Source organism: Clostridioides sp. LIBA-7678 (genome assembly GCF_056716065.1).
The window spans coordinates 115,194-141,415 of record NZ_CP196989.1; the positions used below are offsets into that span (position 1 = coordinate 115,194).

Consider the following 26,222-nt stretch of genomic DNA (forward strand, 5'->3'; position numbering starts at 1 on the left):
TCATATTTTAAGTCTCTGCAAACTCTTTTTCAAAGTTGAATAAATCAATCTGAGCTAAGATGTTTCCAACTTCTGTAACAAGTATACATTGCCCTTTTGAAAATGAAGGTATTCTTTTCCGAGCTTGTTCTGGAAGTCCAAAAAACTTGGTTATTTCTTTTGCTAATGACGCATCTTGTTTGAATATTATTTTTGTAGAACAAAGATTTATTATTGCCTTACCAGCCTCTTTAGTTAAGAACTCTCCAATTGCCTGTGTACTTATAATTAGGCTTATCCAGTATTTTCTTCCTCTTCTTGAGAAATCTTCAAGTAAAGCCAAACTAGCTTCATGTTGAGCGAATTTCCAACCTTCATCTATCCATACATTCTTTTGTATTCCTTTATATTTCCAGTCTGAAAATAAGCCCCATAACCAACTTAAAATTGTAGTCATAGCGAAAAATTTACTGAACTCATCAAGCTGTTTCAAACAAAAAACAATAAGTTTCTTTCGTTTGAATCTAGATATTTCTTCACTTGTCTCACAGTCGAACATAGCCATTACACCATCACCAGTTATTAGTTGCATAATATCAGATACTTCATCAAGATTTTTATTTTTTTCCATAGTAGCTTTTAAATCACTAAGTATAGGTAACCTTTTCTTTTTATTGTTTTCCATCAATGAATCTGGCTCTATACCTATTCCTCTATCAGAATATACTTTTTTAATAGCATCTTGTACTCCTGTTATTTCTGTACCAACTAATCCTTTACCATTTCTATATTGTTTTATAAAGTTATTTATAAGATTAGTTATCTCAACCATTTTCTCATAGATTGGTACTGTTCTTCTTCCATTTTCATCTTCTTCAACAGATAGTTCTAAAGGATTTATTCCGATTTTTCTACCTGCTTTTATATGAAGATAATTGCCACCAAACTTTTTATTTATCTTCTCATATTCATTCTCCATATCAAACACTGCGTTCCATTCACCTAGTAACGCTCCTCTACCCATAAAGACCTTCATGAATGTTGATTTACCTGAACCTGGCTTGCCACAAATATATAGATTAGGATTTGAGTATAATTCACTTTCTTTTATGTGCTTTTTCTGACATAAGAAATTATCTAAAATTAAAGTAGAATTTGTTTGTTCATTTCTTCCAATGTACTTTCCTTCTGTATGATTTAGATGTGTACATCCACTTGGTACTAGACAAGCTGTTCCACCAGTAGTCATATTCCTTTTATCTTGCATATAGTTAAAAGAATTAAATGGAAGAGTTGTTAAAAATGCATCTCTTTGATCATAAAATAAGACCTTTACAATTATTCCAGTTTTTTCACATGCCTCTATTATCATGCTTGTCTTATTCTCTAAATCAGCTAGATCATTTGACCACAACTTCATTAGATTTTGAGTATGATATAATTTATCTGAATTGGTTTCTATTAGCATTCTTAAATTATCTATGTTTTTAGCAGCTTCTCTCTTATCATAATCAACTGTTCCAGTACTTTTATACTCCAGTTTTATATTTGACATTATTTTTGAATATTGATTTTTCAAGGATTTACTAAGAGTAGTTTCATCAAGCTTTTTAACTATTGATAATAACTCCATATTTTCTATACAACACAAATTATTCAATGTACTTATATTCATATTCTTAGGAAATGCTTGAATAGACAACATTCTTATATAATTGTTTCTATCAAGCTTTATGTAGTCTTCCTTTTCTTCAAAAATATTAGGTTTTATAATATCATATATAGTCAATCTGCCTATTTCTAGAAATTGCTCATCTTTTTTATTCTGTTTCTTTTTTTTGTCTTTTTTCCTATTTTTTACGAGCTTTTTTTCTTCTTCTGGTGCTAGATTTTCAGTTGACTCTACTTTTATTAAATCTTCTTCTGATAAAATACTAATATCCGCATCATTATAATCTTCATGTTCTTTTCTTAAAATTCCTAATCCTTCTACATATTCTGAAAATATACCTTTCTCTATCAGATCTTCTACAATAAAATCTTTACCTTTATTAAATTGGTTGTGAAAAAATTCTATAATATCAATACCTTTAACTGTAGATACTCTGAAGTTAGTATCATTTAAAGCTCTCACCACATAATTTACTTTTCCTTGTAATTCCTTTAAAGCTCTTTCTTGAATGGGATGATTTGGAGTTACAATATATATATAATTATATTTTGTATCACTATAAATTCCATTTTCCAAAGCAGAAAATTCATTGTACAATTCCTCTTTGTATTTTTTAAGGAAATCACTTGATTCATTATTATCCATTTTTTTGTCTATAAATTCTTTGTAATGTTTGAAATCTTGCTTTTTATTACTACGAGCATATTTAATAGGAAAATTCAGACCAAAGCTATATGATATTAGTACATTTTCAAATTGTTTTATATCATCTTCAGACAATAATGCTACATCAGTCGTTGAAATTTTTAATATCACAGAATAACCATATTTACTTTTTATTATTGTATTGTTCAAAACTTCCTGAATTCCTATAATTTCATCCATGAGCTTTATCTTTTTATCTTGTTTCATTTTCTTAACAGTCTTTTGATCTATCAAATCATATGTTGTTGTCTTTTGTTTAAAATCCATAGAAACCTCCTATTCATCAGATTATTCATAATGTTTTATTACTTTTTTTCTAAATAAATACTTAACTCTAAGTAGTACATATGAATCTAAATACAATCCATTTATTCTTACAAAGCTGAATGTACCAGATATCGCCAACATAAAAGCTTCAAATAAAAATACCATTAAAATATTTAGAAAATTTATTGTTGTTACTCCATTTTCTAAGTAATTAACGAATAGTTGTGGTCTTTGTATTATTATCATAAAAAAACCAACTGGAACAGCGAACCAGATGGCTTGACGTAAAGATAACTTTCCACCAATTATTTTATCTTCAAAGCTTAAATCGAAAGGTATTTGAAAATTAGTCATATAAACCTCCTTTACAAAAAATAAAAGGCTTAAAGCATGAGCTTTAAACCTTTTACTAATTTACTTCATAAATGAACCAGTTAAGAATCCTACAGCTGATGCTGCAAATCCTATTACAGCTATACCACCAGCTATATTCATTATCTTAGACATAGATTCTTGTCTTTGTTCTTGACGCTTAGATACCATTAATGAAATTCCTGCTATACATAAACTTACAAGTGCAGTAACAGCACCACCTACTTGTGCTATTTTTTGAATTGTAGGAATAATTTGATCTCCTATTGATTCTGCTGAAGATGATGGAATCCCAGATAGACCTGGAACTAAGAATAGATTTACAATTCTATTGCTACTAACTAAATATAACCCAGTTAACATTGTGATAACTCCACCAAACTGAATAAATTTATGTTTAAATAATATATTTTTATTTTCAGTTAACTCTGTTGAATCTAGTAAGACATCTTGTTTTAAAAATAATTCTTTTATTCTATTTATTGTCATTTTATTACTTCCTTTCTAACCCTTCAAAATTAGCGTCGCCAAGTATCCAATCATTGGAAAATATACACCTGTTAAAATAACACCTATTATTGTGAACTTAATATTTTGTAATACTTCTACTCTTTCATCTGATCTATTCAAAGTCATTAATTTAATTCCTGCATAACATAAACCAGTTACAGCTAAGACTAAAGCAATAACAGTAACTGGGCTTTTAGCAACTGATAAAAATAAATTTGTAAATTTTAAAGCATCAGCTCTTACTTCTAACAATTAAATCACCACCCTACATGTTTTCAATCAAATCATCTACAGAACATTTATAAATTGATATAACTTTTTCTTTAGTAAACATTTCATTTGGCTTAGTATCAAGAAAAACAACCTCATTTGGTTTTGCATTAACTAATTGTGCTACAGTATAACCTAAGAATTTTATATTTTTAGCAATAATGAAAATAGTTTTTATTTTAACATCACCATTTTCATCTTTAACTAGTTTTTTAGCTTCTTTGACCATTAACATCTATGTAAATATACCTCTTTTTCTAGTTTTTTCAGTTATAATCCACCTTTCCCAATATGAGAGAACCATCCTATTATTTGGAATCTCATAGAAAATAAAACTATCGCTAAAAATATACATCCCATACTTGCTGCCGCCTTAACAGCAAACTTTGATTTAAGCACTGTTGCACATAAAATAAATATAACAAGAACTATAAGAAAAGCAATTACAGCTATATTGTAAAAACTGCCTGATACAAGTGCATCAACTTCCCCCACAGCACCATTTATTTTATTTGTCATTTCCTCTGTAGATACATCAGGAATATTGCTAAGTCCAGTTGTTAGAAAAAGGATTATATTGTGCATTAAACCACCTCCTTTTGTTTTAACTTCTCTTTTAACTTGGCCAATGCTTTCTTTCTTACATAACTTATTTTATTTAAATTTATTTTTAGTTTCTGCTCTATTTCTTTATAATTCTTTTTTTCAATATAAAGATAAAATATTACTTCTTTTTCAAGCTCATCTAACTCTGATATGGCCCATTTAAGTTCCAAATGAGTTATTCTCATATCAAATTCATTAGTATTTATTAAATTTGAACAAATTGATTTGTTCATTAAACTATATGACTTTTTTAAACAATTATCTTTTTCTAGAACTCCTTGTGAATTTTTTCTAACAATTTTTTTATATTTTTTTTTAGGGATATAACAATCTACTGTTAAAACCCTAAATTGTTCAAATATCTCACTTTCAATATACTTTCTCGCATATGTTAAGATATTTGCTTCTTTTTTAATATCATATCTATTTATAGCAGTTATGAACCCTATTATTGCTGAATTAAATATGTCCTCCACATAAGAGTCCTTAATTGTATATTTAGATATCATTTTATAAATATATTTTTGATTATTACTTATTAGTTTTTCAAGACAGCTTTTATCTCCAGCTTTATATCCCATAATAAGTTCTCTATTTTTATCTATCATAAATAAAATCTATATTTAATTTTTTGTTCTTGGAGATAAACTTATTTTTAGATTTTTTGCTGTCTATATCTTTATAACATGCTTTTTTTTTCATCACATCTTTCACCTCCATTCTCACAAAAAAATAGACACTTATTAAGGTGTCTATTTTTATTTCTATCATTCAGTTAATATTATACTAGGTAATTAATCTGCAAAATTTTTTTCATAAGTTTTATATTCCATCATGTCTGTAGTCAATTTTATCCGAATTGGCAAATCTTTTGTAGCCATTTCTTTTGTTTCTTTATTAAGAACTAAAAATATATCTTTATTTTTATTTGCCTTTACTTCATAATGATTTATGTTCATCATCACGATAGAACTATTTGTAGTCCTTTGTTTTACTGACATATTAATAGCATTAATTTTTTGATCTCTTTCTAATTTAGCCATTATAGCTATTTCTTCACTTCTTTTTTCATTATAAGATTTAGCTGATTTCTTATAAATTTTATTTCTCTCTTTTTTTCTATTTTGACTTTCTTCTCTTCTTCTTTGTATTTCAGAATTATATTTTTCTTCATTTTTGTATAATATCTTTTTTATTGTATCAAAATCTAGATTTAACATACCTTGGATATCTGATATGCTCATTTTGTATTCAAAAAAGAACATATTAACTTTATCATATAATTTGCTTTTTATTTTAGGTTCATAGTCCTTAATATAATTACTTATTGTTTTCTCACTTACATTAAACTTTTTTGCCATCTCACTAATTCTTACTTTACCATATTCAGATTTTTTGATGTAGTAATTAATTATTTCCGACTTTTTAACTTTAATATCTTTAAGGTAATTATTTATAGTTTTTTCACTCATATTGAACTTATTCGCCATTTCACTAATTTTTACCCTTCTATGATGTGACTCTTCTATATAATAATTAATTATTTCTTCTTTACTTACTTTATAGTTTCTAATATAATTGTTTATAGTTTTTTCACTTATATTAAACTTATTTGCCATTTCACTAATTTTTACTTTTCTTTTTTTAGATTCTGACAAATAATATGCAATTACTTCTGTTTTTTCCGTTTTTTCTACTTTTCTCAAAAATATACTCCCCAATTTTTTGACATAGCTTTTCCCTTATGTATAAAATATCACATATTAAAACTAAAAAAAACAATCAAAATTTTATAAAAGTGAAAAATATATCTTTTACTAGCAATAAATAGAGTAAACTATCTTTTTTTTATGAAATTTCCAAATAAATTTTATAAATTTCATCAATCTGTTCAAAGATTTCTGTTAGTAATGACTTTAATCTATGTCTACTTATATCCATTTCATAACAAATATATTTTGCTGGTGGTTCTTCTTTTATTTCTTCCATGTATGTAAGTAATTCTTTTAATCTTGGTGATAATGATAATTTTAATTTTATGTATCTTTCTTGAATATTGAATACAGATACTATTTTTTTTTGTTCTTCTATTATATTATTTTCTGGATTTAATAAATTAGTATGTTCAATGCCTATTGATTTACTGATATTTTTATAATATCCTATACGATCAACTCTTATTTTAACAAAATATGATATATCATTTTGAAATGAACAAATAGTAAATGTCTCTTTTATCATTTCAGCTATACCATCATTTTTATCTTTACAATCTTCTTCATCTTCATATTTCCTTTGGTTTGACTTCAAATTTATATTATCTAATCTTTTCTTTTCCCTCTCATTTGAATTCTTTCTAGAGTTGCCCTTTTCTGTAGTGCTTTTTTGAATGTCAGCTGTTTTCATCATGATACTCTCTCCCCCCAATTTCAATTAATTCATTTGATAATAACCTCAATTATGTACATAAATATCTTCTTTTCAAGTAGCCATTTCACAATTTTGGGTGACTTGATTTTATCGTAATTAAAGATAAAAATTTATTTAAACAGTACTTTTATAACTAAATTATTGATTTATATTTTAATTGTAATTAAAATTATTATATTTCAAACTATTATTGATTTTATATTATATTTTTTGTTTGTTTTTTAAGGAAAAAGTTCAAATTTTTTTTGATGTGAGCTATATTTTTATCGCAAAGTAGCCATTTATTGTGAAATGGCTACTTTTTAATTTCCAAAAAATGCAATTTTTAATGCATCTTATGAGCATATTCTATAACATTAGTAAAAGTTTTTCAAATAATATTTTTATAAATATAAAATATTATTTTATTATTAGATTTATCACTGTATTTTTCCAGCAAATATAAAGACCTATATTACTTTATGTAACATAGGTCTTTATATTATTATAAACTTATTTAATCTTTATTAAAAAGGTGCATACAACGCTACCACATCATCTTCTACTACTTCTTCTTTTACTTCTTCTACAGTATCGTCATTAAGCTTTTTTATTTCAATATCTTTATTATAATTAACATCATTTAAATTTTTTGTTTCCTCAATCTTTAAATTAGATTTCTCAATATCTGAATCCTTGTTATCAATATTTGTAATTACTTCCCTTTGATTATATTTTCTATCAAGTGAATATTTACTTTGAACAGACTCATTAAAATACTGTTCAAATACGTATTTTACAAATTCTTGCATACTCATTCTATTGCGAGATGATTCCGACTTCAATAAGGCATGTAACTCTTCATCTACATACAAAATCTTAAGTTTTGATTTTTTTTCATCCATGTTGATATACTCCTTCAAAAATTATTTACTTAAAGAAGATAGAGATCGTTTCTTTATAGCTTCCCACATTTTAGAATTAACAAAATTAGATAACCCAATACATTCCAAAACAACTGCATATTTTTCATCTATGTAAAGTAATTTAATTTCTGCTCTATCACATATTTTCTTTAATTTAGGCTCTAAATATTTTCTCATTAAAATACTTCCACCACCATACACAAGAATTATATCAACTTCATTATTAGCTTTTTGTAATTCTTCTTTAGAACAGATAAGTATTTCTTCTGATTGGTCATCAATATAAAAATCAAGTATGTCTAAAGCTGATACATGATATTTATGTTCTTTATCTCTAATTACCTCACTAAATTTTTGTCTAGTATAGTTTGGAACCCCTTTACTTTTCATGAATTCTGGTAGACATTTATTAATTGCTATTCCTAATCCATTATCACTTCCCCTTATATGTTCAGGTCTATAAGCTATTCCTTCAGTAAGAGGGTATTCAGTAGTTCCCTCTCCAATTGAAACATGTAAAACTCTTTTATCTTTAAAATATTCTTTATTTAACTTATCTTCATTAATTTCATTATAAGATTCAAATAACTCATCCTCTGCTTCTGTTAATGCAAATACAGTAGTTACACCTTCTGGAAGAACATTAACAAAATCAAAATTTAATTCAACAGTTATTGTTTTACTTGGTAAAACAACTTTTACTATAGCAGAATCTTCCATGAATTTTTTACATAGTTCATTTACTACTACTTTATTATGCTGAGTTATTGGAAGAGCTCCACACATATCAATATTAGCTATTATTTTATCCTCTAATTTATTATTTTTATATGCTTCTTTAACTGAGTATCCTGCTATCTGAGCCAGTGTACTTATAAATACTATGTTACTCTCCGCTTTATCATTATCTTGTCCAATCTCTATACTTCGCACTTTATTTCCACTATTGAGTGCATACTTTCCAATTAGATAAGTTCCTGTTTCTACATTTTCATTATCAGACATTATCTTTACAATTAAATTATCCTCTATATGCTCTATCATATTTTTCTCATTTACATCATCTAATATTGGTATATTTCTTACTCTTGAAATGACATTTGGTTGTCTTATTAAGTCTCCATTAATCATTACCTTATGTTCACTATTTCCTGTATCATTTCCAACTTTTAATTTTATTGTACATATATTTTCTTCAATAGGTGTATTTACTTCTAAAATCTCTTTCTTATTATCCATATTTTTTCTCCTTGTCTGTAAAATATTTCTATATTAATTATACATAATATTTATAATAAATACCATATTTATTATAAATATCATAAATATAATAAATATTATATTTATCACAAATAATTATTTATTATACCTTATATTTAAATTTCTATTTTTTTCATAAGATTCCTTTAAAGAGTTTTATACAAATAAAATCTTAGTTCTACACCTGTGAAATATTTCTACATTAATTTTATATCATAAATATCATAAATATAATATTTATGATATTTATGATATTTATTATATAAGATTATTTATGATACCTTATACTTAAATTTCTATTTTTTTTCATAGGATTCCCTTAAAAAATTTTATACAAATAAAATCTTAGTTTTACTAAGTTTCTTTTAATAAAAATAGAGTATAGATTGAATATTAACATTCAACCTATACTCTGTTTTTATACTCATGGTATAGCAAATCATCTATGCCCTTTAGATTTTTATTTTTTTTATATTTTTCCTTCCAAGACTTATATACAAAAGATATATTATTTTCATTAAATTTTTTACATAATTCAATCATGCTTCTTTTAACATTAATATTGTCATATAAATCCATGTCAAAACAAATTATAGCTAAGGGATTGCCCAAACTTTTAATCATCCTTACAACTTCACTATGTCCTATGGACACACCTGGAATTGCTATAATAGACTTATTACTAAAGAAATTAGTTATATCAGCTTTAAGTGGTCCTTCTGTAATGATTATTGAGTTGTCATTATTACTTCCTTTTATATAATGGATTGCTGCAATAGCTTTTGTTCCATCTTGATATTTATATGATGAGAAATATTTATATCTTGATTTTAGATTTTTATTTGATATAAGTTCTTCATCATCCATTCTTATTTGTAGGGATATAATTCTTCCATCAAGATTTCCAATTGGAATTAAAAATCCTTTTTTAGATACAAAATTCCATTTGCCAAATTTATCATTATAGAAACCTGGAACACCTTTTAAATCAAATCCTAAATTGATTAAGTTTTTGCAAATTCTTATTCTTTCTTTATATTTAATATCTATTGTTCTATACAAGTTCTTTTTTATAATAAAATCATTTAACCCTCTATTTTTTAGATTGTTAAAATGTTTATCCTCTAGTATAAGTGAATCTAAAAATACTCTATATATAGAATCTAGATAATTTACATCTTTAATATCACAAGAATTACCTTTTTTTTGTACCTTTTCAATTATTTTTTTGCTGACATTTAGTCTCTCTCTTGAAATATCATTAATTAATTCTATATATGCTTCCTTAGTAGTTATACCCTTTGATTTAGCATATAAAGAAACTGAACTGCCATAACTCCCACATTTATAACATTTATAAAAATTTCTAAATTCCTTATTTTCTATAGTCAAGTACATATGTCCACTTCTATCATCACAAAATGGACAATGTGCCAATACTCTAGAGCTATCAATTGTTTTAATTAATTCAATATCACATTTTAATGCAACATTAATAATATTTAATTTTTCTTCATTATCAAAATAATCCATATTAAATTAATCCTCCAATCTGAAGAAGGGATATTATAAATATCCCTTTTAATATTTTATTTAGCAACAGGAAGTATAATAGCTTTATTGCTATCATCCTCTATTAATATCGGAAATGTACTGTTATCACTGTATTTTACAGTAATATATTCAGAGTTCATATTTTCAAGAGCATCTGAAAGATAATTTAATGATAGATTAACCTCTAAGCATTCATCAACTCCTACTATCTCAATCTCATCAGTTATATAAATTGAAGTTTCATTTGAATCCATTTCTATACCTAAACTACTTTTTCCAATAGATAATTTAATTGAATTTTTATCACCTATTTTACATCTTTTTATTGATTTAGTAAAAGCTTCTCGCTTTATTTTAAATTGAAAACTAAATTTCATACTTGCCAACATACGTTCAATATCAATATAGTTTTCTGCTAAAGTATCAATACCTATAACAATACCATTTTCAAATGCAAATATAATTTTATTATCACATACACCTAGTACTGCACAATCATCATCTTTACTTATTACATCACCTAGAACTTTTTTATCTAATAGAAATGAGCCTTTCTTTATTTTCTCATTACATACATAATTAATTTCATCAATAGCTATTCTATAAGAGTCTGTAGCTATTATTCTTATTTTCCCTATATCTGGATTTACTTCAAAATAAACACATTCTAGTGCTGGCCTAGTATCTTTAGATGCCGCTGCATATCTAACATTTTTTACTTTATTTAAGTTTTTTACAGTTAAACAATAATTGATTTCTGGTTCGTCAATGTCTATGATACTTTGCTTTGTCTCAGCTAGACTCACTTTAAATTCTCCAGATTTTATATTAATTTTATTTTTCTTGGTTTTTTCAATAGTTACATCTTTAGGGCATTTTTGCAAAATATCTAGGGCTTGTTTATCAAAAATATAAAATTCTCCTTCTATAGGATTTTCAATTTCTTTAATCTCTGCTTCAAAATATATATTTTTTTTCCCTACACTCTTTACTATTGCTTTATAATCTTCAATTTGTAGTTGAACATATTCTCCAAATTTACTAGCTTGTACAAGTATTTGCTTTATATCTTCTCTTTTTATTATCATTTTTTATCTCCTTTGGTTTTATTTAATTCATTAGAACATTTATAGCACAAGGTTCTACCATATTTTGAATTTGTTATTTTTTCTGTTTTTTCATCAACATGTACATTACATGCTGAACAGAACTCGCTATTTTTAGTATCATTTACATTATTTTTTATATAATCACCTGAATCTTTATTAGGCGAATTATTCCATCTACCAATAGTTCCATAATCAGAATTATTTTCAATTAACCTTTTGCTAAATGCCTTTCTATTTTCAAGAAAAATGGGGAACATACTATTTTCCCATAAAGGTATATATTTATTTACCATTTCAATCATTTCATTAATTTCTTCAGTCTGTAAAACAAAGTAGTTTTGTTTTAATTCAGAATAAGTTTCTTTAATTATGCCTTTGTAACTGTTCTTAGGGTCTTTTAACTTTCCTTTTCCAATAGATATACTAATTGTCCAATAATATTTACCTTCTTTCTGATTGTCTTTGTTACAAGATACACTAAAATTTCTTATTTCTTTATATCCATCTTCAAAGCTTGTATATTTATTTATCTTCGTCTTTTTATATTTAGGTTTAGTATTTGTATTTACACAATTCTTCCCAAAACCTTCTGGACCATCTTTTAATAAATCGCTGAATTCTTTCCATTCATTAACATTAAAACAGAACTTTAGTTTTGTATTACTATTGTTTTTTGAATCATTTATTATCATTGTTATTCTAGATACCTTTGAATGTAATATAGCTTTTAAAATACCTATTTCATTATAAAAATCATTTACACTTAAATCATCTTCTACAGCAAATACCTTTGTATCACGACCAGATTTAAATATTTGTTTTATGTTGCTTGACATAACATATGTCCCCCTTTTTTTAACTGATTAAAACAGTTTATTTTTTATTTACTAAAAATTAGCTTAAATTTTTCTTATCTTTAATATGGGTCAAAACTTTTATTTTTTTGAAAAATTCCAAAAAATAAAAACATCACTATGAACCAATTAGTTTTAGTGATGTTTTTAATTAAGTAATACGTTTATTGAAAATAATACTAAAGTAATACTTTAGTGTTGCTCTTAATAAATATCATTAATTTATTTTTAAAGACTTATAGCTACATGATTCTCATTAATACTATAGCTCCTAATATCTTTACTTTCCAAAAATTCTTTTAAAACAATATTTATTATTTTCTTGTCTTCATCAGTTATATAAAAAATAGGACTATTTTGTATATAAGGTAATATTACTTTATTTATGTTGTTTTTATTTATATTGTTCAAAATTGAAAAAAGCTCTATTCTTATATTACTAAACTTCATAATATCTCACTCCTCTAGTTAGTTATTTCTTTTATTAAAATACTTGGTTCTCTATTTTTTATCTTTTTCCCATATTCTTCAGAGTTTTTAGGAATATACAATATTACTTTTTCTTTAGCTCTAGTTAATGCTACATAAAAAAGCCTTCTTGCTGATTCCAAACTTTCATTTTTTCTAGGAAAATTTTCTTCATATAAGTTTGGAATTATCACTACATCAAATTCTAATCCCTTTGAAGAATGAATAGTTAATAAGTTTACATTATTATTGTTTTCTTTTAAACACTCTTGTCCTCCCTTTGTATTTTCATAACAAAGATATTCAATAAATCCAATATTTTTTTGTTTAATAACAGTACTATTTGAGATCCATTTTTTTATTTTATTTTTTAAAACAATATCTTCTATTTTGAATAACTTCTTAGCTAATTCGTATGCTCTTATTGCTGTGGATGTTTTTATACAATTATTTAGTTTTTCAAAGTTTAAAATTTCTTCCGATTTATTATCAAATTTAATACTTTCAAATATGCTTATACTTTCCTTCAATGCTCTTATTTTTTGTTCTTCTGAAGGTTTCAATATACTTTCAGCTAACAAATCATTTTGTGGATTTGATGCTAAAGTTAAGATATTAAGAAGCCTACTATTACTATTTTCTTTAATCGAGCTATTAAATTCTATACCATAATTAATAAAGACCTTGGATAATTTTTTTATTTCCATATTAGTTCTACATAATATTGCTATGTTTTTATCATCAATACCATAAACATGCTTACAAATTTGAGAAGTTATCTTTATATTTTGTATTTCTTGATTATCAGTAGTAACAATCTCAATATCTTCGCCATTTTTAAACCCTACCATTTCTTTTTTTATTTGATTTAAATTAAGTGATATTATTTTATTTGCTGAATTTATTATTTGATTTGTATTTCTGTAGTTCTTTACTAATCTTATAACCTCTGCACCATATTTTTTTTCAAAATTTAATATATATTCTACCTTTGAATTATTCCATTCATAAATTGCTTGTGAATCATCTCCAACAACATATAAATTATTTGGTGATATTTTATCTATGATTTCTATTTGTATATCATTTGAATCTTGATATTCATCTACAAGAATATACTTCATTTCATCTCTAACTTCTGATGCAATATTTTCATCATTTAGAAGTTCAGAGCATAATGGAAGTATTAAGTCTATATCAAGTAATTTATATCTTTTTAGGGTAAATAAATATTCTTTTAATGCTAAAGATATACTTCTATTTTTATTTTGAATATCATAATTTTTTATTGCATTAATCAAAATATCACTTTTATTTATTTGAAATCTCTTAGTTATATTTTTGATTAAATTCTTTTTTTCAATCTCTGAAATCATAGTATATCCTTTAAAGTTACCATATTTTTTTAAGATATAAATTGAAAACATATGAAATGTATTTACAAATACCTTTTCTCCATTTCCTGATTCATTCATAATTCTTTTTTTCATTTCATTAGAAGCATACCTTGTAAATGTTATACAAAATATATTTCTATAGCTAATCCTTTTTTTCATTAAATAAGAAACTCTTTTACTGATAGTTTTTGTTTTACCAGATCCTGCTCCTGCTATTACAAGTACATGAGTACTATTTGTTTTTATAGCTTTAAATTGTTCCTCATTAACACCTAATAAGTTCATATAAAACCTCCATTTAATTTTACTGATATACAGCTATTTTTATTTTCAATAAATATGGGGCAAATAAATATTTTATTTGAAAAAATAATTAAATATTTTCAAATAAAATGCTAAATTGCCCCATATTAAGTATTATTAAATTTTAGATAAATTGGAGGAATAGAAATGAATTTAAGAAAAATAAAAGACAAGAAACTAGTATTAATTATATTTTTATCATCCTTTGTTGTACTTATATTATTAGTTTTTTATTTTATGATTTTCAATAACCCTAAAAAAGCTGAGTATAATATATCTGAGAATATAAAAAACTCAACAAAGAGAAATGAAAATTATGGCAAAGAAAACAAAGAACTAGATGAACCCCAAAATGAAAATGAATTAGATGAAATTTTTTACACTAGGTTCCCAAGGATTGAAATTCCTAAAATAGTTAATGATAAAACTCAAAACCATATATACATATATAGTTTATCTTTATCTTCTAACTTTTATATAACATATAAAAGTTTTAAAGATATACAGAGTACAAAAGAATCAATTGATAGTTATAGAATTTTACTTGACACTTGTATTGTATCTTGTAAGTCCAATTTAGATGCTTTAAATGATATAAGAAAACTTGTTGTAGGTGATAATAAAGAACTAGTTAATCAGCTAATCAAAGATTATGAGAGTTATATAAGTTATTTGCAATCTCAAAGAAATTATATTGATAACAATATAATAAAAGGTAAAAATTCGAATCTAGATTTTCTTGGAAAGTTTTATGAGTTTGAGGAATTCAAAGATATAGTATCAAAGGTCCAAAGAGATCTACCTTCACCAAATAATGGTACTGCTAAAGCATTTCAAGAATATGAAGAATACAATCTATCAAAAAATATATAAAATATTACAAAAGTATTGTTTTTGTAATATTTTATTAAAACATAGATATATACCACTTTATAATAATATAGTGAAAAATAGTTATTGAACATAAAAAATCTGATAAATTAAAATTTGATAAACAAATATATAAGATATTACGAAAGTATTATTTTTGTAATATCTTATTAAAGCATAGATGCATACTAACATTTATAATAATATAGGGTTTAATAGTCCTGAACAGAAAAGAATTTGATAAGTTTAAGAATTTATAATCAATCAAAAATATCTTTAAGATTATAATATCTTAAAAAATTAATTTAAATTAAAATAAATCCCTCCTATAAAAATAAAAGGGATTTATTTTAATGCATTTATATACTCTGGTAAAGATCCTATTATACTATTTAACAAACATCTTTGTTTTTCTGTATTTTCATAAAAAGATACATCAAAATAGTCCTTCCCCATGACATAATCTTTTATTATAAATTGATTCATTTTTATTTCATTAAATGCTAGTTCCAAATACGTCATATTAGTTTTAAGAGTTTTTTTACTATCAATATGAACTTCATATTTAAGATTATCAATAAAAAATCTATACGTTTTATTTTGTAAATCTTCTCCACATCTAATCAAATAATTTCTTCTACCTTCAAGAAAATATGCTAAATTTATAGATTGCTCTAATTTTAATTTCTTTAATTCATTTTCATACATCAGGTCAGTTGAAACTCTATCAAATTCTGGAGGAACTGCCCTTATTACCTTTACAATCTCTCTATTACTTTCAGTTGTTATAATATCTACTGATGTAAAGAAATTAAAAGTTCCTTTTCTTTTAATTTTACCACCTTTTTCAACACTCTTATCAACTGTATAATATGGAAGTTTCAGTAGGCGTTCTCTAATATCATCATAGTTCTTCTTAGCCCTTGCTAATCCTAAGTGCTTTAATAAATCAACCAAATAGAATGTTGCTGTATCTAAATTAAAAATTCGTTCAATATAAATAATAATTGCTAGGTCTTTTTTATCTAGTGATATTTTAGGCATAGCTTTTTTCTCAGTTTCACTATTAGATAATTCTGTTCTAAAATTTTCTATATCTGATCCATTTTTATCTTTAAAATCAAATGAGAACTTGTACAATAAATTTAACTGAACACCTTTATGATCTTTAGCATTATATTCATTTGATACATATGAATTATCATCAGTCTTAACTATTTCAAGATTTTTAATTTTTCTTGGCCTAATAGTTGGTAAAAATATACCTGGTGCTATATATGCAGGTGTAGTAAGAACAATTTTATTAATGTCATATTCGTATTGTGCTTTAAGTATCTCTGTTATACATAAAAGTAAATCATGTGAAAAAGCAGATTTTATTTTAGAATCTGACATTTCAAATAAATATGGAAAATCTGATATGTTATAAAAACTATCAAATGCCCAATTTCTTAGTGTTGTTTCTCTCATTTCTATTAATTGTTCTGGAGAGTCTAAATCAATACTTTTTATTTTCCCTTGATTTTTAAGATATTCATCCCTAATAGACAGATATTCTCTTTTCAGTAATTTAGGTTCACCTTTATTACTATTCATGGAATCCAATGCCATTTTTACCCAATTATTCTTTATTCTCCAACTAGATGTTATCTCTTGAGACCTTAATTTTTTTGTTTTTCTAGGAGTTGTTAAATAATTTAATTTAGATAAAATAGTTGATGATAAAAAATCTTCAAAAATAGGTCTCACATTTTCTATAGTATCATGCTCTTTTATCATATATACTTCAAAAAACCTTTGTGTGATAAATTTAAATTTTTCTTGTTCATAAATAGCATGTATTATTAAATTCAAAAAATTTTGTTGTTCTTTTTCGCTAAATTCAAGTTTTTCATCTAACTTTTCATACAACATTTTATCACCCCCTTCAGATATTATAATACATTAATTTATTGTTTAATAAAATATATATTTAATACATTATGTACATTATTTAAAAATTATATAGTAATATTAAACATTTTACATTGTATAAAAATCATATTATTAATTTTACTTTTGATAATTAGTTAAGAGAACAATATAACCTATTAATCTCTCTTTATATATATTTTTACATTTAAAAAGACAATGAAATCTGCGAACCTTTCTTATATACTTAACATTAGTCTATATATAGTTGCTACTTTTTTTATATTCAAAAAGACAATGAAATCTGCGAACCTTTCTTATATACTTAACATTAGTCTATATATAGTTGCTACTTTTTTATATTCAAAAAGACAATGAAACCTGCGAACTTTTCTTACATACTTAATATTAGTCTATATATAGTTGCTACTTTTTTATATTCAAAAAAGACAATGAAATCTGCGAACCTTTCTTACATACTTAACATTAGTCTATATGTAGTTGCTACTTTTTTATATTCAAAAAGACAATGGAATCTGCAAACCTTTCTTATACATTTAACATTAGTCTATATATAGTTGCTACTTTTTTATATCCAAAAAGACAATGGAATCTGCGAACCTTTCTTATATGTACAATATTAGTATAAATATAATCACTACTTTTATATTCAAAAAAGACAATGAAATCTGCGAACCTTTCTTACACATTTAACATTAGTACCTATATAATTATTGCTTTTCATATAAAAAAAGACAATGAAATCTGTGAACCTTTCTTATATCTCTAATATAAAAATATCTTTATCCATCAATTTGTAAACATAAAAATCGACAAAATTTAGAAATATTATTATTTTAATATATATTTACATATAAAAAGACAATAGAATCTGCGAACCTTTTCATTTTAATAGAATCTTATTTATTAAAAAGACAATAGAATCTGCGAACCTTTCTATTTTTCAATGTTTTCAGGCAGTAAAAAATGTCGAAAAATTTTTTCACCTTAATCATATCTTTGCAAATTTATAACCAAACAGTTGAAAATGCTGCTTCACACCAAAAAGACAATGAAATCTGCGAACCTTTTTTTATATTAGTAATTTCAATGCTTCTACTAGAAAGACAATAGAATCTGCGAACCTTTCTTATGTAGACTTTTATTTATATTTTATGTAATATATGCTTATATTTTATTATGTATGTAAAATAAAACATGAAAGGAGGTAAAAAATGACTAATAAGCTATTATTTGAAGATTTAAAACCAAATACTAGAATCTCTAAATTAAAAATAAAAAAAGTAATATCTATTTTTAAAAATAAAATAGATATAGTTAAAATAAATGATGGATATTATGAACTTGAAAAAGAAAATGGTCTATTGAAAAATGATTCCATACAAATTATATCTGTTACTAAATCTTTAATAAAACAATATTTACTGTATCATTTTTTGCCTTATAATAAATGTTTTGTTAGAAAACATGTAAGCTATAAAGATATAGCTATGTTATGTGGAATATCAGTTCCAACAGCTAGAAGAAATCAAAATTTACTTTCTATTTTAGGATTAGCATACTTTACACCTTCTTCTAATGGCTATGGAAAATTTGATATAGTAATATGTGATGAATATAAAAATCATTTTAAAAAGAAAAATGGTGGTGGTGGGTATATAACATTAACTACTGATGATCTAGCTAATTTTTTGGATATAAATTGTATTAATGAATTAAAGGTTGAGCTAAAAAAATTGCTATGGATTGATGCAGCTAAAAAAAGTAGAGGTAAAAAAATTGTGTTTAATAAAGAAAATTTAGTAAATACTTTACCTGAGTATATAAAAAAATCAAGCAAGTTAATTAATAATATTATATATAGTAAAAATTCTAGATTTAAACCTTTAGGAAATCGATTAGATATTACTAATTATAAATCCAAATCTGAATTTAATAAAAATTTCAGAGATTCAACTCAAAAAAGAATATTAAATTTATTTAATAATGGAAATTTTTCATTTAGTTCTAATTACTCTGATACATTATTAAGATTTAAGTTTAAAAAACCTTTATTAGATACAAATATAAAACTTGAATCTGAAAAAACTCTTATTGTAAATGAATTAGTTAATCTTTCTATCGAATTTGGATTTAAAAAAGTATTAATTGCTTTAAATTATATGTTTGATAACACTTATTATGAAGATAACATAAATATTAATAATATACATAATCCTGGTGGATTTGTAAGGTCTTTTATAACAAAATCAATTTTGAATATTGGTAGTTTATACTAAAATAAAATATATTAATTAGGGGTAATAAAAGTCCATTACTCTTAATTTACTATGCAAAAAAAAGATACATTTAATTAGATAAATTCATTATCTAATTAAATGTATCTTTTTTTTTACATATTTTATCCACATTTTATTATAAAAGAAAGTTTTTTATTAATAGTTTAATATTTTTTTTTAACAATAACAAAAAATATTATTAACATAATTATATTTTTTTTATTTATGAATTTATGTATACATTGATAATACTATAATACATGTATATTACGTTTTTGCTAATTAATGTTTTAATTAAATGTCTTAACTAAATGTTTTAATAAAGCTTTTTAATATAGATTACTATAATTTTTTCTAATTAAACATAAAGTCTACTTTTTATATGTTAATGATGCTAAAATATATATAAATTACTAATACGTTACAACTGTAAAATATATTGGATATTACAAAAGTATTATTTTTATAATATCTTATTAAAATATAGATATATACTAACTTTATAATAATATAGGGGGAAATATTCATTGAATAGAAAAGAATTTGATAAATTAACAATTAATGAACAAATAAATTACTTCAATCAAAAAATGTCTTTGGGATTATCTAAAGCAGAAGTATGTAGAAATTTAAGTTTACCATCATCAACTTGGCGAGATCGTATAAAAAAAGCTGGATATGAATTAGATCAAGTAAATAAATGTTACAATAAAATTAATTCTAGTAACAAAGAAAATCCTTCTTACTATAGTAATACTTCAGTAATACCACATGATTCTATAAGTATTAATTCTAGTGAATCTATGAGTCCGATATATGAAGTAAAAAAATTAGAGAAAGATCTAAGAGAGCTTATTGAAAATAAAGAAGATATTTTTAAAGCTATTGAATTTTTTAAAAAAGCTGAAGAAGAGAAAAATATAGTAGATGTCATACAATTTAAAATAAATACTGAAAATCTAACTGGTGATATATTAGTTAAATCTTTTAAAATATATTCAGATGTATATAATAAATTTCTAGAGTTCACTGAAAAAAATAAAAGTTTCAAAAAACAGGACATACTTACACAATTCATATTAGATGGAATTCAACGATATAGCCGATAAAATTTCTATTGACTTAATTATTCTAATTTTGTAGTATTAAATTAGAATATATCCTGATAGGAGGTAAGTCAACCTATGATGAATAAAATGATACAAAAAATACCACCAGCAGAACTAAAAGTAATGAAATTTATTTGGAAAAAAAATGATGATGTAACTTCTAAAGAAGTCATTGAAGCAATGCAAAATGAATATGATTGGAAACAGACAACTACGCTAACACTTCTATCAAGGCTTGTTAAAAGAAAATTTTTATCAACTGAAAAAATTGATAGATACACACATTATAAAATTATAATTGAATATAGAGAATACTTAAACTATGTAACAAAAGATTTTGTAAGTAACATGCATAATAATTCAGTAGAAAGTGTATTTCTTTCATTATATGAAGATAATATCTTAAGTAAAGAAGAATTTGAATATCTTATAGAAATAGCAAATAATTTTGATAAATAAATTTGGAAATAAGACTATTGTATCCAGTTCAATGTTCAATTTTAATAATATAGATTATGCAATGCCACTAAAAGATATATAAAAACTTTATAAATAAAAATGTAAAAAAATAGGTTAAATTCCTAAAAATTCTGATAAAATAGAGATATCTATCATATTCTACAAATATGTAATAGAATAATAATATTTTTAGGAGGACATTATGTTAAAGAAGTTAAAGAAAACACTAGCAGTAATTTGCTGCTCAATGCTTGTATTTACAAATACAGCTTTTGCAGAAACAGAAACACAAGGAGGTGAAAATACATCTGAAAATAAAATAATTAAATTTGAAGTAGATGCATACAAATATATATATAAAGATGCTCCACAAGACATAAAAGATAATTATGATGAGAAATGTAAGGCATTAAATATAACACCTGAACCTGATGCAGAAATTTTTGTACCAGTAAATTCAAATTTACTTAAGTCAGATGATTATGATATAGGAGTTTATTCACATTTTAATGGTGCTTATGACGCTGAGAAAGCAACGATTAAAATCTCAGGAGATAGCAATTATACTATAAGCACAAGAATTACTGTTGGATATGGATACACAACAAGGGGTAATAATGTACATTGTGCTCAACTTATGTTATGTGCTGTTAAATATACAGTACAAGTAGATTCAATATTTGGGGATGATACATATAATGCAGTAAAAAAATTTCAAAGAGCATATTCACTAACTTCTGATGGAATTGTTGGATATAATACATATGATAGATTGGCGAATCTTTTACGCATGTAATTTTACAATTTATATTTAAAGATAAAATTAAATGTTTTTTAAGGGCTTTAAAGCCACCCATAAGAGTGGCTTTTTTTTATTGCATAAATATTCATTACTTTAAATAAAAATGGTATAAAGTGTATTTAAATGGATAATCATGGTATCTATTCTATACATATAGTCCACTAAAATCTTTACAATCTATTTCTCTAGAATCCTTATTACTTTTTGATTCATCATAGTCTGTCCAATTGTAAGGATCTAACTGATTATTATTTTGATTGAAATTATTTCCCTGGTTATAAGGATTATTATTACTTTGATTATAAGGATTATCATTTTGACTATAACGATTATCTTGATTATTATTATTTTGATTATAACTATTTCTTTGGTTATAAGAGCTATTATTTTGATTGTAATGATTATCTTGATTATACAGATTATCATTTTGACTATAACGATTATCTTGATTGTTGTTATTCTGATTATAACTATTTTCTTGATTATAAGAATTATTACTTTGACTATAATGATTACCTTGATTATACGGATTATCATTTTGACTATGACGATTATCTTGATTATTGTTATTCTGATTATAGCCATTTCCTTGGTCATAAGAATTATTACTTTGACTATAATGATTACCTTGATTATTGTTACTCTGATTATAACCATTTCCTTGATTATAAGAATTACTATTTGGGTTATATCTAGATACCTTTACTCTATTTAAATCATGATTTGTATATTTATTTACTAGAATATTAATTTCTTTGTTTAAAGGATTCTGAGTTAAAGAACCTGATATAGTTATCTCATTTCCTTTACGTGCTGTTTTAGCCATATATAGAGCTAATTTTCCATGAGCTCTTATAGGAAAGAAATAACGTTCTCTTTCTCCTTTAGAGTTTACTGAATTTAAAGCAATAGTGTTAAAATATGATAATGAGCCAGATTCAGAATTTCTAAAAGTTCCATCACTTACTAAATTACCTTCTATGTTAATATTATTAATCATATTAAAATCCCCTTTTTATATATAATTTGATTTTTTATTCTATTACAATTTCAAATTGTGTATTAATATTATTTTTAGAGAATGCACTTATTATTTCTCTCTTTATGTAGTTCTCTGAGGTTTCGAATTCTTTTAAATAATCTATAGCATAGTCATTTTCTTTTTTATTTGTACTAATTGCCACAGAAATTCTTATTATATTTTCATCAAAATCTTCCTTAAATGCTGAGTTATTGATTATATTGGATATGTATACTAGATTTGGATTAGTTTTATTTTTTAAATAGTTAACTATATTTGTTCTTATTTGATCAAGTAAAATATTATTTCCTTTCTCTTCAATATTATTATTTGCTATATTATTATTAATTGAATTAATCTCTATTTCCTCAATTTCTATATCTTCAAGATCATTTGGGAAATCACTATTAATCTGTTTATTTCTATTCAATCTACTTATTTTTATTAGTGTCATTTCAACTAAAATAGATACTTGAGATGTCTTTCTCAATTTACTTTCTGCGTCTTGTAATATATCTATTATCTCAAATATGTTTTCAAAATTTATTTGTTTTGCAAAATACTGTACTTTCTTTATATAATTTTCATTCATAGCAATTATATTTGTATCTGCTCCACATTTAATAAGCATTATATTTCTAAAAGTGGTCATTAAGTCATTAATAAATATTTCTATACTTTTTCCAGATTTAATTATAGTGTAAAATTTCTCTACTACTTCATCACTTTTTTTATTTATTAATTTCTCTGTTATTTTAAGACAAATTTCATTTGATGCTACACCTAGTAACTCAACTATATCTTCATATGATTTTTTATTTGAACTGATTACTTTTTCTAACAAACTTACTGCATCTCTTAATGCTCCATCTGCTAGTTTAGCTATTAGCATTAAGCTTTTTTCTTCTAAATCACCTTTTTCTAACAAATTAATATGTTTTAATCTAGTTAAAATATCTTCTACAGCTATTCTTCTAAAATCAAATAACTGACATCTTGACCTGATAGTAGCTGGCAATTGGTTCGCATCTGTTGTTGCCAATATAAAAACTACATATGATGGTGGTTCTTCTAAAGTTTTAAGAAAAGCATCAGCTGCCTGTGCAGATAGTCTATGAGCTTCATCTATTATATAAACCTTATATTTTAAGTTAGATGGAGCATATCTAATACTATCAATTATTTCTCTAATATTATCTATACCATTGTTAGAAGCTGCATCCAATTCATATATATCAATTGATGTATTATTTTCTATAGATTTACAATTCTCACATTGTAAACAAGGTTCTCCATCAATAGGACTAAGACAGTTAATTGCTTTGGCTAATATTCTTGCACTTGTAGTTTTGCCACTTCCCTTAGGTCCTTTAAAAATATAACTATTTGTTATATTTCTATTTTTTACTTGATTTAAAAGAATGGAAGGTATATGACCTTGTCCAGTTACTTCTTTAAATAATTTTGGTCTATATCTATTTGCTAATAATGACATTTTATTTTTTCTCCCCTCAGTATTATTTTTACTATTGATTTCTCAAGATTTATTTTATTTTTATTTAAATCATTTTCTAGTAACTCATTTACTGTAAATTCTAAGTCTAATGTACTTCTCTTAGCCTTATCTTCTAAAATTTTAAGTCTAAATTCATGTATATAATTTGCTTTGCCTTTTACTGATTTTTCTCTTTCATATAATATATTTCTTATATTTTTAGGTATACTTTGTATTTGTCTCATTAAATTAAAATGATTCAATAAAGTTAAATTAATACCTATTATGTTCGATGTTTTTGAAATGGTTTTGTATAATTCTATTGCTTTGGTTATGTCTTTACTTTCAATAGCATCTATTAAATCAAATGTATTTTTATTAAATGACTCAGATAAATATTCTTCATAATTCTTAAAATTATTATCTAATGAACTTATTTTTTTTATATCATTTAGAACTACATCCATATTGTCTGAATTAATAAATATATTGGGATTTAAATTTAAATTATGATATAATAAAATTTTTTCAACTTCTGATTTCACTATAGTTAAATATTTTTTTATTTCAATCTTGGAGTCTTGAAATATCTTTACTATAGTTTTATCTCCTTTATCAAAAATATCTTTTGTATAATAAATAGATAAAACTATACAAGTTCTTGATATAGATATAGCTTTAGTAATCACATTTAACTCTTTACTAGAATATTTATTTATATCAATAATCAATACTCTAAAAGAATCTACTATAGGCATTATTTCTATTCTAGATATTAAGTCATTAATATCTATTTTTGTTGTAATTTTTTCAATATTAATATCTTTAAAATTTAAAGCTTTTTCAAGTACTTCAATTTCTTTTTTTACACTGTAATAATTATTTGTAATTAACAACTTACTTTTCATTAACTTTACCCTCCTTGTTTATATTGCTAATAAATACAGCTTATTTTTTTTATCAATAAATGATTAATTTTAGTTTTATATAATATGGTTCTTTTTTGAATTTTTTTTGAATTTTTTTAGGATAAGTATGAAAAATTTAGAAAAGATTTCTTTTAACACTCTTAGAAGAGAATATTTAATGAAAAATAAATGACTATTTTTTAACAATTTTTGTTTTTTTTATATTAAAAATATGCACTTTACTTCATAAAATGAAAGTTAATCATAAAAAACAAAAAGTTTTTTTATGAATTATTGTGTATTAAATAATTATAAAATATATCAAATAAAAGCAAAATATAAAAATAATTGCAAAAAATTACATTATAAAATATAATATAATAAAACAAACAAAAAATAAAAAAAGCCTACATGCTGCGACACGTTTGGTAATGAACGCCAATTCATTTATCAAACTGAAAATTAATAAAAACGAATGATAGAGTATTAATTATCATGTGCAAAGTAGACTTCTTATTTACTTATAATATACGATAATAATATCATATATCATAAATCCTTGCAATACTTTTAATAGTTATTTTACTTATAAAAAAGATGGAAGTTAATGTAAATTCGATGTCTCAGCCTTGATTATTAATATCAAGGCTTTTTTGTATTTTTAAAATACAGTAAAGGAGTAAAAA

Annotated in this window: 25 protein-coding genes; 5 read left to right on the top strand and 20 right to left on the bottom strand. The window is 24.0% G+C overall.

Annotated elements, in window-relative coordinates:
* Nucleotides 1-7 precede the first annotated feature (7 nt).
* The 16 genes from ACTG46_RS21040 to ACTG46_RS21115 all read right to left on the bottom strand — a co-directional run bounded on the left by ACTG46_RS21040 (nt 8) and on the right by ACTG46_RS21115 (nt 14,643).
* Nucleotides 8-2,623 (bottom strand): VirB4 family type IV secretion system protein, encoded by a 2,616-nt coding sequence (locus tag ACTG46_RS21040; protein WP_102822241.1) that lies wholly within the window; start codon nt 2,621-2,623, stop codon nt 8-10.
* Nucleotides 2,624-2,644: 21 nt separating this feature from the next.
* Nucleotides 2,645-2,977, bottom strand: coding sequence for a PrgI family mobile element protein (locus tag ACTG46_RS21045; protein WP_021382306.1), 333 nt, complete (start codon nt 2,975-2,977; stop codon nt 2,645-2,647).
* A gap of 60 nt (nt 2,978-3,037) precedes the next feature.
* Complete coding sequence (locus ACTG46_RS21050) at nt 3,038-3,484, bottom strand: hypothetical protein (RefSeq protein WP_021382305.1); 447 nt, start codon at nt 3,482-3,484, stop codon at nt 3,038-3,040.
* Nucleotides 3,485-3,499: 15 nt separating this feature from the next.
* The gene (locus ACTG46_RS21055) at nt 3,500-3,757 is read right to left on the bottom strand and encodes a hypothetical protein (protein WP_021382304.1); all 258 of its coding nucleotides are present in this window, start codon (nt 3,755-3,757) and stop codon (nt 3,500-3,502) included.
* A gap of 13 nt (nt 3,758-3,770) precedes the next feature.
* Entirely contained in the window at nt 3,771-4,010 is a 240-nt protein-coding gene (locus ACTG46_RS21060; RefSeq protein WP_021382303.1) for a hypothetical protein, read from the bottom strand.
* Nucleotides 4,011-4,045: 35 nt separating this feature from the next.
* The gene (locus ACTG46_RS21065) at nt 4,046-4,360 is read right to left on the bottom strand and encodes a hypothetical protein (protein WP_021382302.1); all 315 of its coding nucleotides are present in this window, start codon (nt 4,358-4,360) and stop codon (nt 4,046-4,048) included.
* Complete coding sequence (locus tag ACTG46_RS21070) at nt 4,360-4,962, bottom strand: sigma-70 family RNA polymerase sigma factor (RefSeq protein WP_021382301.1); 603 nt, start codon at nt 4,960-4,962, stop codon at nt 4,360-4,362. The genes ACTG46_RS21065 and ACTG46_RS21070 overlap by 1 nt, the downstream gene beginning before the upstream one ends.
* A gap of 213 nt (nt 4,963-5,175) precedes the next feature.
* Nucleotides 5,176-6,087 (bottom strand): NUMOD1 domain-containing DNA-binding protein, encoded by a 912-nt coding sequence (locus tag ACTG46_RS21075; protein ID WP_021382299.1) that lies wholly within the window; start codon nt 6,085-6,087, stop codon nt 5,176-5,178.
* Nucleotides 6,088-6,229: 142 nt separating this feature from the next.
* Nucleotides 6,230-6,790 carry a hypothetical protein gene (locus tag ACTG46_RS21080; protein WP_021382298.1) on the bottom strand — a complete coding sequence of 187 codons (561 nt, stop codon included), beginning with the start codon at nt 6,788-6,790 and terminating at the stop codon, nt 6,230-6,232.
* Between the two features lie 527 nt (nt 6,791-7,317).
* Nucleotides 7,318-7,695: a hypothetical protein gene (locus ACTG46_RS21085; RefSeq protein WP_479924302.1), complete on the bottom strand. Its 378-nt coding sequence runs from the start codon at nt 7,693-7,695 to the stop codon at nt 7,318-7,320.
* A 21-nt stretch (nt 7,696-7,716) separates the two neighbouring features.
* Nucleotides 7,717-8,955 (bottom strand): ParM/StbA family protein, encoded by a 1,239-nt coding sequence (locus ACTG46_RS21090; protein WP_021382296.1) that lies wholly within the window; start codon nt 8,953-8,955, stop codon nt 7,717-7,719.
* A 426-nt stretch (nt 8,956-9,381) separates the two neighbouring features.
* Nucleotides 9,382-10,509 (bottom strand): DUF3854 domain-containing protein, encoded by a 1,128-nt coding sequence (locus ACTG46_RS21095; RefSeq protein WP_021383348.1) that lies wholly within the window; start codon nt 10,507-10,509, stop codon nt 9,382-9,384.
* Between the two features lie 56 nt (nt 10,510-10,565).
* Nucleotides 10,566-11,618, bottom strand: coding sequence for a DNA polymerase III subunit beta family protein (locus ACTG46_RS21100; RefSeq protein ID WP_479924303.1), 1,053 nt, complete (start codon nt 11,616-11,618; stop codon nt 10,566-10,568).
* Nucleotides 11,615-12,475 carry a hypothetical protein gene (locus ACTG46_RS21105; RefSeq protein ID WP_021383441.1) on the bottom strand — a complete coding sequence of 287 codons (861 nt, stop codon included), beginning with the start codon at nt 12,473-12,475 and terminating at the stop codon, nt 11,615-11,617. Before ACTG46_RS21105 ends, ACTG46_RS21100 begins: the two co-directional genes overlap by 4 nt.
* Before the next feature lie 246 nt (nt 12,476-12,721).
* Nucleotides 12,722-12,943 (bottom strand): hypothetical protein, encoded by a 222-nt coding sequence (locus tag ACTG46_RS21110; RefSeq protein WP_021383377.1) that lies wholly within the window; start codon nt 12,941-12,943, stop codon nt 12,722-12,724.
* 14 nt (nt 12,944-12,957) lie between these two features.
* Nucleotides 12,958-14,643, bottom strand: a complete 1,686-nt coding sequence (locus ACTG46_RS21115) for an ATP-dependent helicase (RefSeq protein ID WP_021383419.1) — start codon at nt 14,641-14,643, stop codon at nt 12,958-12,960.
* Nucleotides 14,644-14,808: 165 nt separating this feature from the next.
* On the opposite strand from ACTG46_RS21115, the gene ACTG46_RS21120 reads away from it, so the two are divergent.
* The gene (locus ACTG46_RS21120; RefSeq protein ID WP_021383378.1) at nt 14,809-15,534 is read left to right on the top strand and encodes a hypothetical protein; all 726 of its coding nucleotides are present in this window, start codon (nt 14,809-14,811) and stop codon (nt 15,532-15,534) included.
* Nucleotides 15,535-15,876: 342 nt separating this feature from the next.
* On the opposite strand, the gene ACTG46_RS21125 is transcribed toward ACTG46_RS21120, so the two are convergent.
* On the bottom strand, nt 15,877-17,445 hold the full coding sequence (locus ACTG46_RS21125) for a hypothetical protein (RefSeq protein WP_021383383.1): 1,569 nt from the start codon (nt 17,443-17,445) through the stop codon (nt 15,877-15,879).
* Between the two features lie 1,232 nt (nt 17,446-18,677).
* On the opposite strand from ACTG46_RS21125, the gene ACTG46_RS21130 reads away from it, so the two are divergent.
* The 4 genes from ACTG46_RS21130 (at nt 18,678) to ACTG46_RS21145 (ending at nt 22,106) form a co-directional block, all read left to right on the top strand.
* Nucleotides 18,678-19,742, top strand: coding sequence for a hypothetical protein (locus ACTG46_RS21130; protein ID WP_479924304.1), 1,065 nt, complete (start codon nt 18,678-18,680; stop codon nt 19,740-19,742).
* A gap of 527 nt (nt 19,743-20,269) precedes the next feature.
* Nucleotides 20,270-20,851 carry a hypothetical protein gene (locus ACTG46_RS21135; RefSeq protein WP_479924305.1) on the top strand — a complete coding sequence of 194 codons (582 nt, stop codon included), beginning with the start codon at nt 20,270-20,272 and terminating at the stop codon, nt 20,849-20,851.
* 87 nt (nt 20,852-20,938) lie between these two features.
* Nucleotides 20,939-21,310 (top strand): BlaI/MecI/CopY family transcriptional regulator, encoded by a 372-nt coding sequence (locus ACTG46_RS21140; RefSeq protein ID WP_044212754.1) that lies wholly within the window; start codon nt 20,939-20,941, stop codon nt 21,308-21,310.
* A 202-nt stretch (nt 21,311-21,512) separates the two neighbouring features.
* Entirely contained in the window at nt 21,513-22,106 is a 594-nt protein-coding gene (locus ACTG46_RS21145) for a peptidoglycan-binding domain-containing protein (protein WP_021383358.1), read from the top strand.
* A gap of 151 nt (nt 22,107-22,257) precedes the next feature.
* Here the strand turns inward: ACTG46_RS21145 and ACTG46_RS21150 are convergent, their stop codons facing one another.
* The 3 genes from ACTG46_RS21150 to ACTG46_RS21160 are packed head-to-tail and all read right to left on the bottom strand — an operon-like array spanning nt 22,258 to nt 25,536.
* Entirely contained in the window at nt 22,258-23,112 is an 855-nt protein-coding gene (locus ACTG46_RS21150; RefSeq protein WP_021383433.1) for a single-stranded DNA-binding protein, read from the bottom strand.
* Nucleotides 23,113-23,146: 34 nt separating this feature from the next.
* Nucleotides 23,147-24,628 carry a DNA polymerase III subunit gamma/tau gene (dnaX, locus tag ACTG46_RS21155; RefSeq protein WP_479924306.1) on the bottom strand — a complete coding sequence of 494 codons (1,482 nt, stop codon included), beginning with the start codon at nt 24,626-24,628 and terminating at the stop codon, nt 23,147-23,149.
* A complete protein-coding gene (locus tag ACTG46_RS21160; protein WP_021383430.1) occupies nt 24,616-25,536 on the bottom strand; it encodes a DNA polymerase III subunit delta in 921 nt (306 codons plus the stop codon). The genes dnaX and ACTG46_RS21160 overlap by 13 nt, the downstream gene beginning before the upstream one ends.
* Between the last annotated feature and the right edge of the window lie 686 nt (nt 25,537-26,222).

Coding starts and splice junctions, on each gene's coding strand:
- ACTG46_RS21040 (WP_102822241.1), bottom strand. CDS start 2,623: ATGGATTTTAAACAAAAGACAACAACATATGATTTGATAGATCAAAAG.
- ACTG46_RS21045 (WP_021382306.1), bottom strand. CDS start 2,977: ATGACTAATTTTCAAATACCTTTCGATTTAAGCTTTGAAGATAAAATA.
- ACTG46_RS21050 (WP_021382305.1), bottom strand. CDS start 3,484: ATGACAATAAATAGAATAAAAGAATTATTTTTAAAACAAGATGTCTTA.
- ACTG46_RS21060 (WP_021382303.1), bottom strand. CDS start 4,010: ATGTTAATGGTCAAAGAAGCTAAAAAACTAGTTAAAGATGAAAATGGT.
- ACTG46_RS21065 (WP_021382302.1), bottom strand. CDS start 4,360: ATGCACAATATAATCCTTTTTCTAACAACTGGACTTAGCAATATTCCT.
- ACTG46_RS21070 (WP_021382301.1), bottom strand. CDS start 4,962: ATGGGATATAAAGCTGGAGATAAAAGCTGTCTTGAAAAACTAATAAGT.
- ACTG46_RS21080 (WP_021382298.1), bottom strand. CDS start 6,790: ATGATGAAAACAGCTGACATTCAAAAAAGCACTACAGAAAAGGGCAAC.
- ACTG46_RS21085 (WP_479924302.1), bottom strand. CDS start 7,695: ATGGATGAAAAAAAATCAAAACTTAAGATTTTGTATGTAGATGAAGAG.
- ACTG46_RS21090 (WP_021382296.1), bottom strand. CDS start 8,955: ATGGATAATAAGAAAGAGATTTTAGAAGTAAATACACCTATTGAAGAA.
- ACTG46_RS21095 (WP_021383348.1), bottom strand. CDS start 10,509: ATGGATTATTTTGATAATGAAGAAAAATTAAATATTATTAATGTTGCA.
- ACTG46_RS21100 (WP_479924303.1), bottom strand. CDS start 11,618: ATGATAATAAAAAGAGAAGATATAAAGCAAATACTTGTACAAGCTAGT.
- ACTG46_RS21105 (WP_021383441.1), bottom strand. CDS start 12,475: ATGTCAAGCAACATAAAACAAATATTTAAATCTGGTCGTGATACAAAG.
- ACTG46_RS21110 (WP_021383377.1), bottom strand. CDS start 12,943: ATGAAGTTTAGTAATATAAGAATAGAGCTTTTTTCAATTTTGAACAAT.
- ACTG46_RS21115 (WP_021383419.1), bottom strand. CDS start 14,643: ATGAACTTATTAGGTGTTAATGAGGAACAATTTAAAGCTATAAAAACA.
- ACTG46_RS21120 (WP_021383378.1), top strand. CDS start 14,809: ATGAATTTAAGAAAAATAAAAGACAAGAAACTAGTATTAATTATATTT.
- ACTG46_RS21125 (WP_021383383.1), bottom strand. CDS start 17,445: ATGTTGTATGAAAAGTTAGATGAAAAACTTGAATTTAGCGAAAAAGAA.
- ACTG46_RS21130 (WP_479924304.1), top strand. CDS start 18,678: ATGACTAATAAGCTATTATTTGAAGATTTAAAACCAAATACTAGAATC.
- ACTG46_RS21140 (WP_044212754.1), top strand. CDS start 20,939: ATGATACAAAAAATACCACCAGCAGAACTAAAAGTAATGAAATTTATT.
- ACTG46_RS21145 (WP_021383358.1), top strand. CDS start 21,513: ATGTTAAAGAAGTTAAAGAAAACACTAGCAGTAATTTGCTGCTCAATG.
- ACTG46_RS21150 (WP_021383433.1), bottom strand. CDS start 23,112: ATGATTAATAATATTAACATAGAAGGTAATTTAGTAAGTGATGGAACT.
- dnaX (WP_479924306.1), bottom strand. CDS start 24,628: ATGTCATTATTAGCAAATAGATATAGACCAAAATTATTTAAAGAAGTA.
- ACTG46_RS21160 (WP_021383430.1), bottom strand. CDS start 25,536: ATGAAAAGTAAGTTGTTAATTACAAATAATTATTACAGTGTAAAAAAA.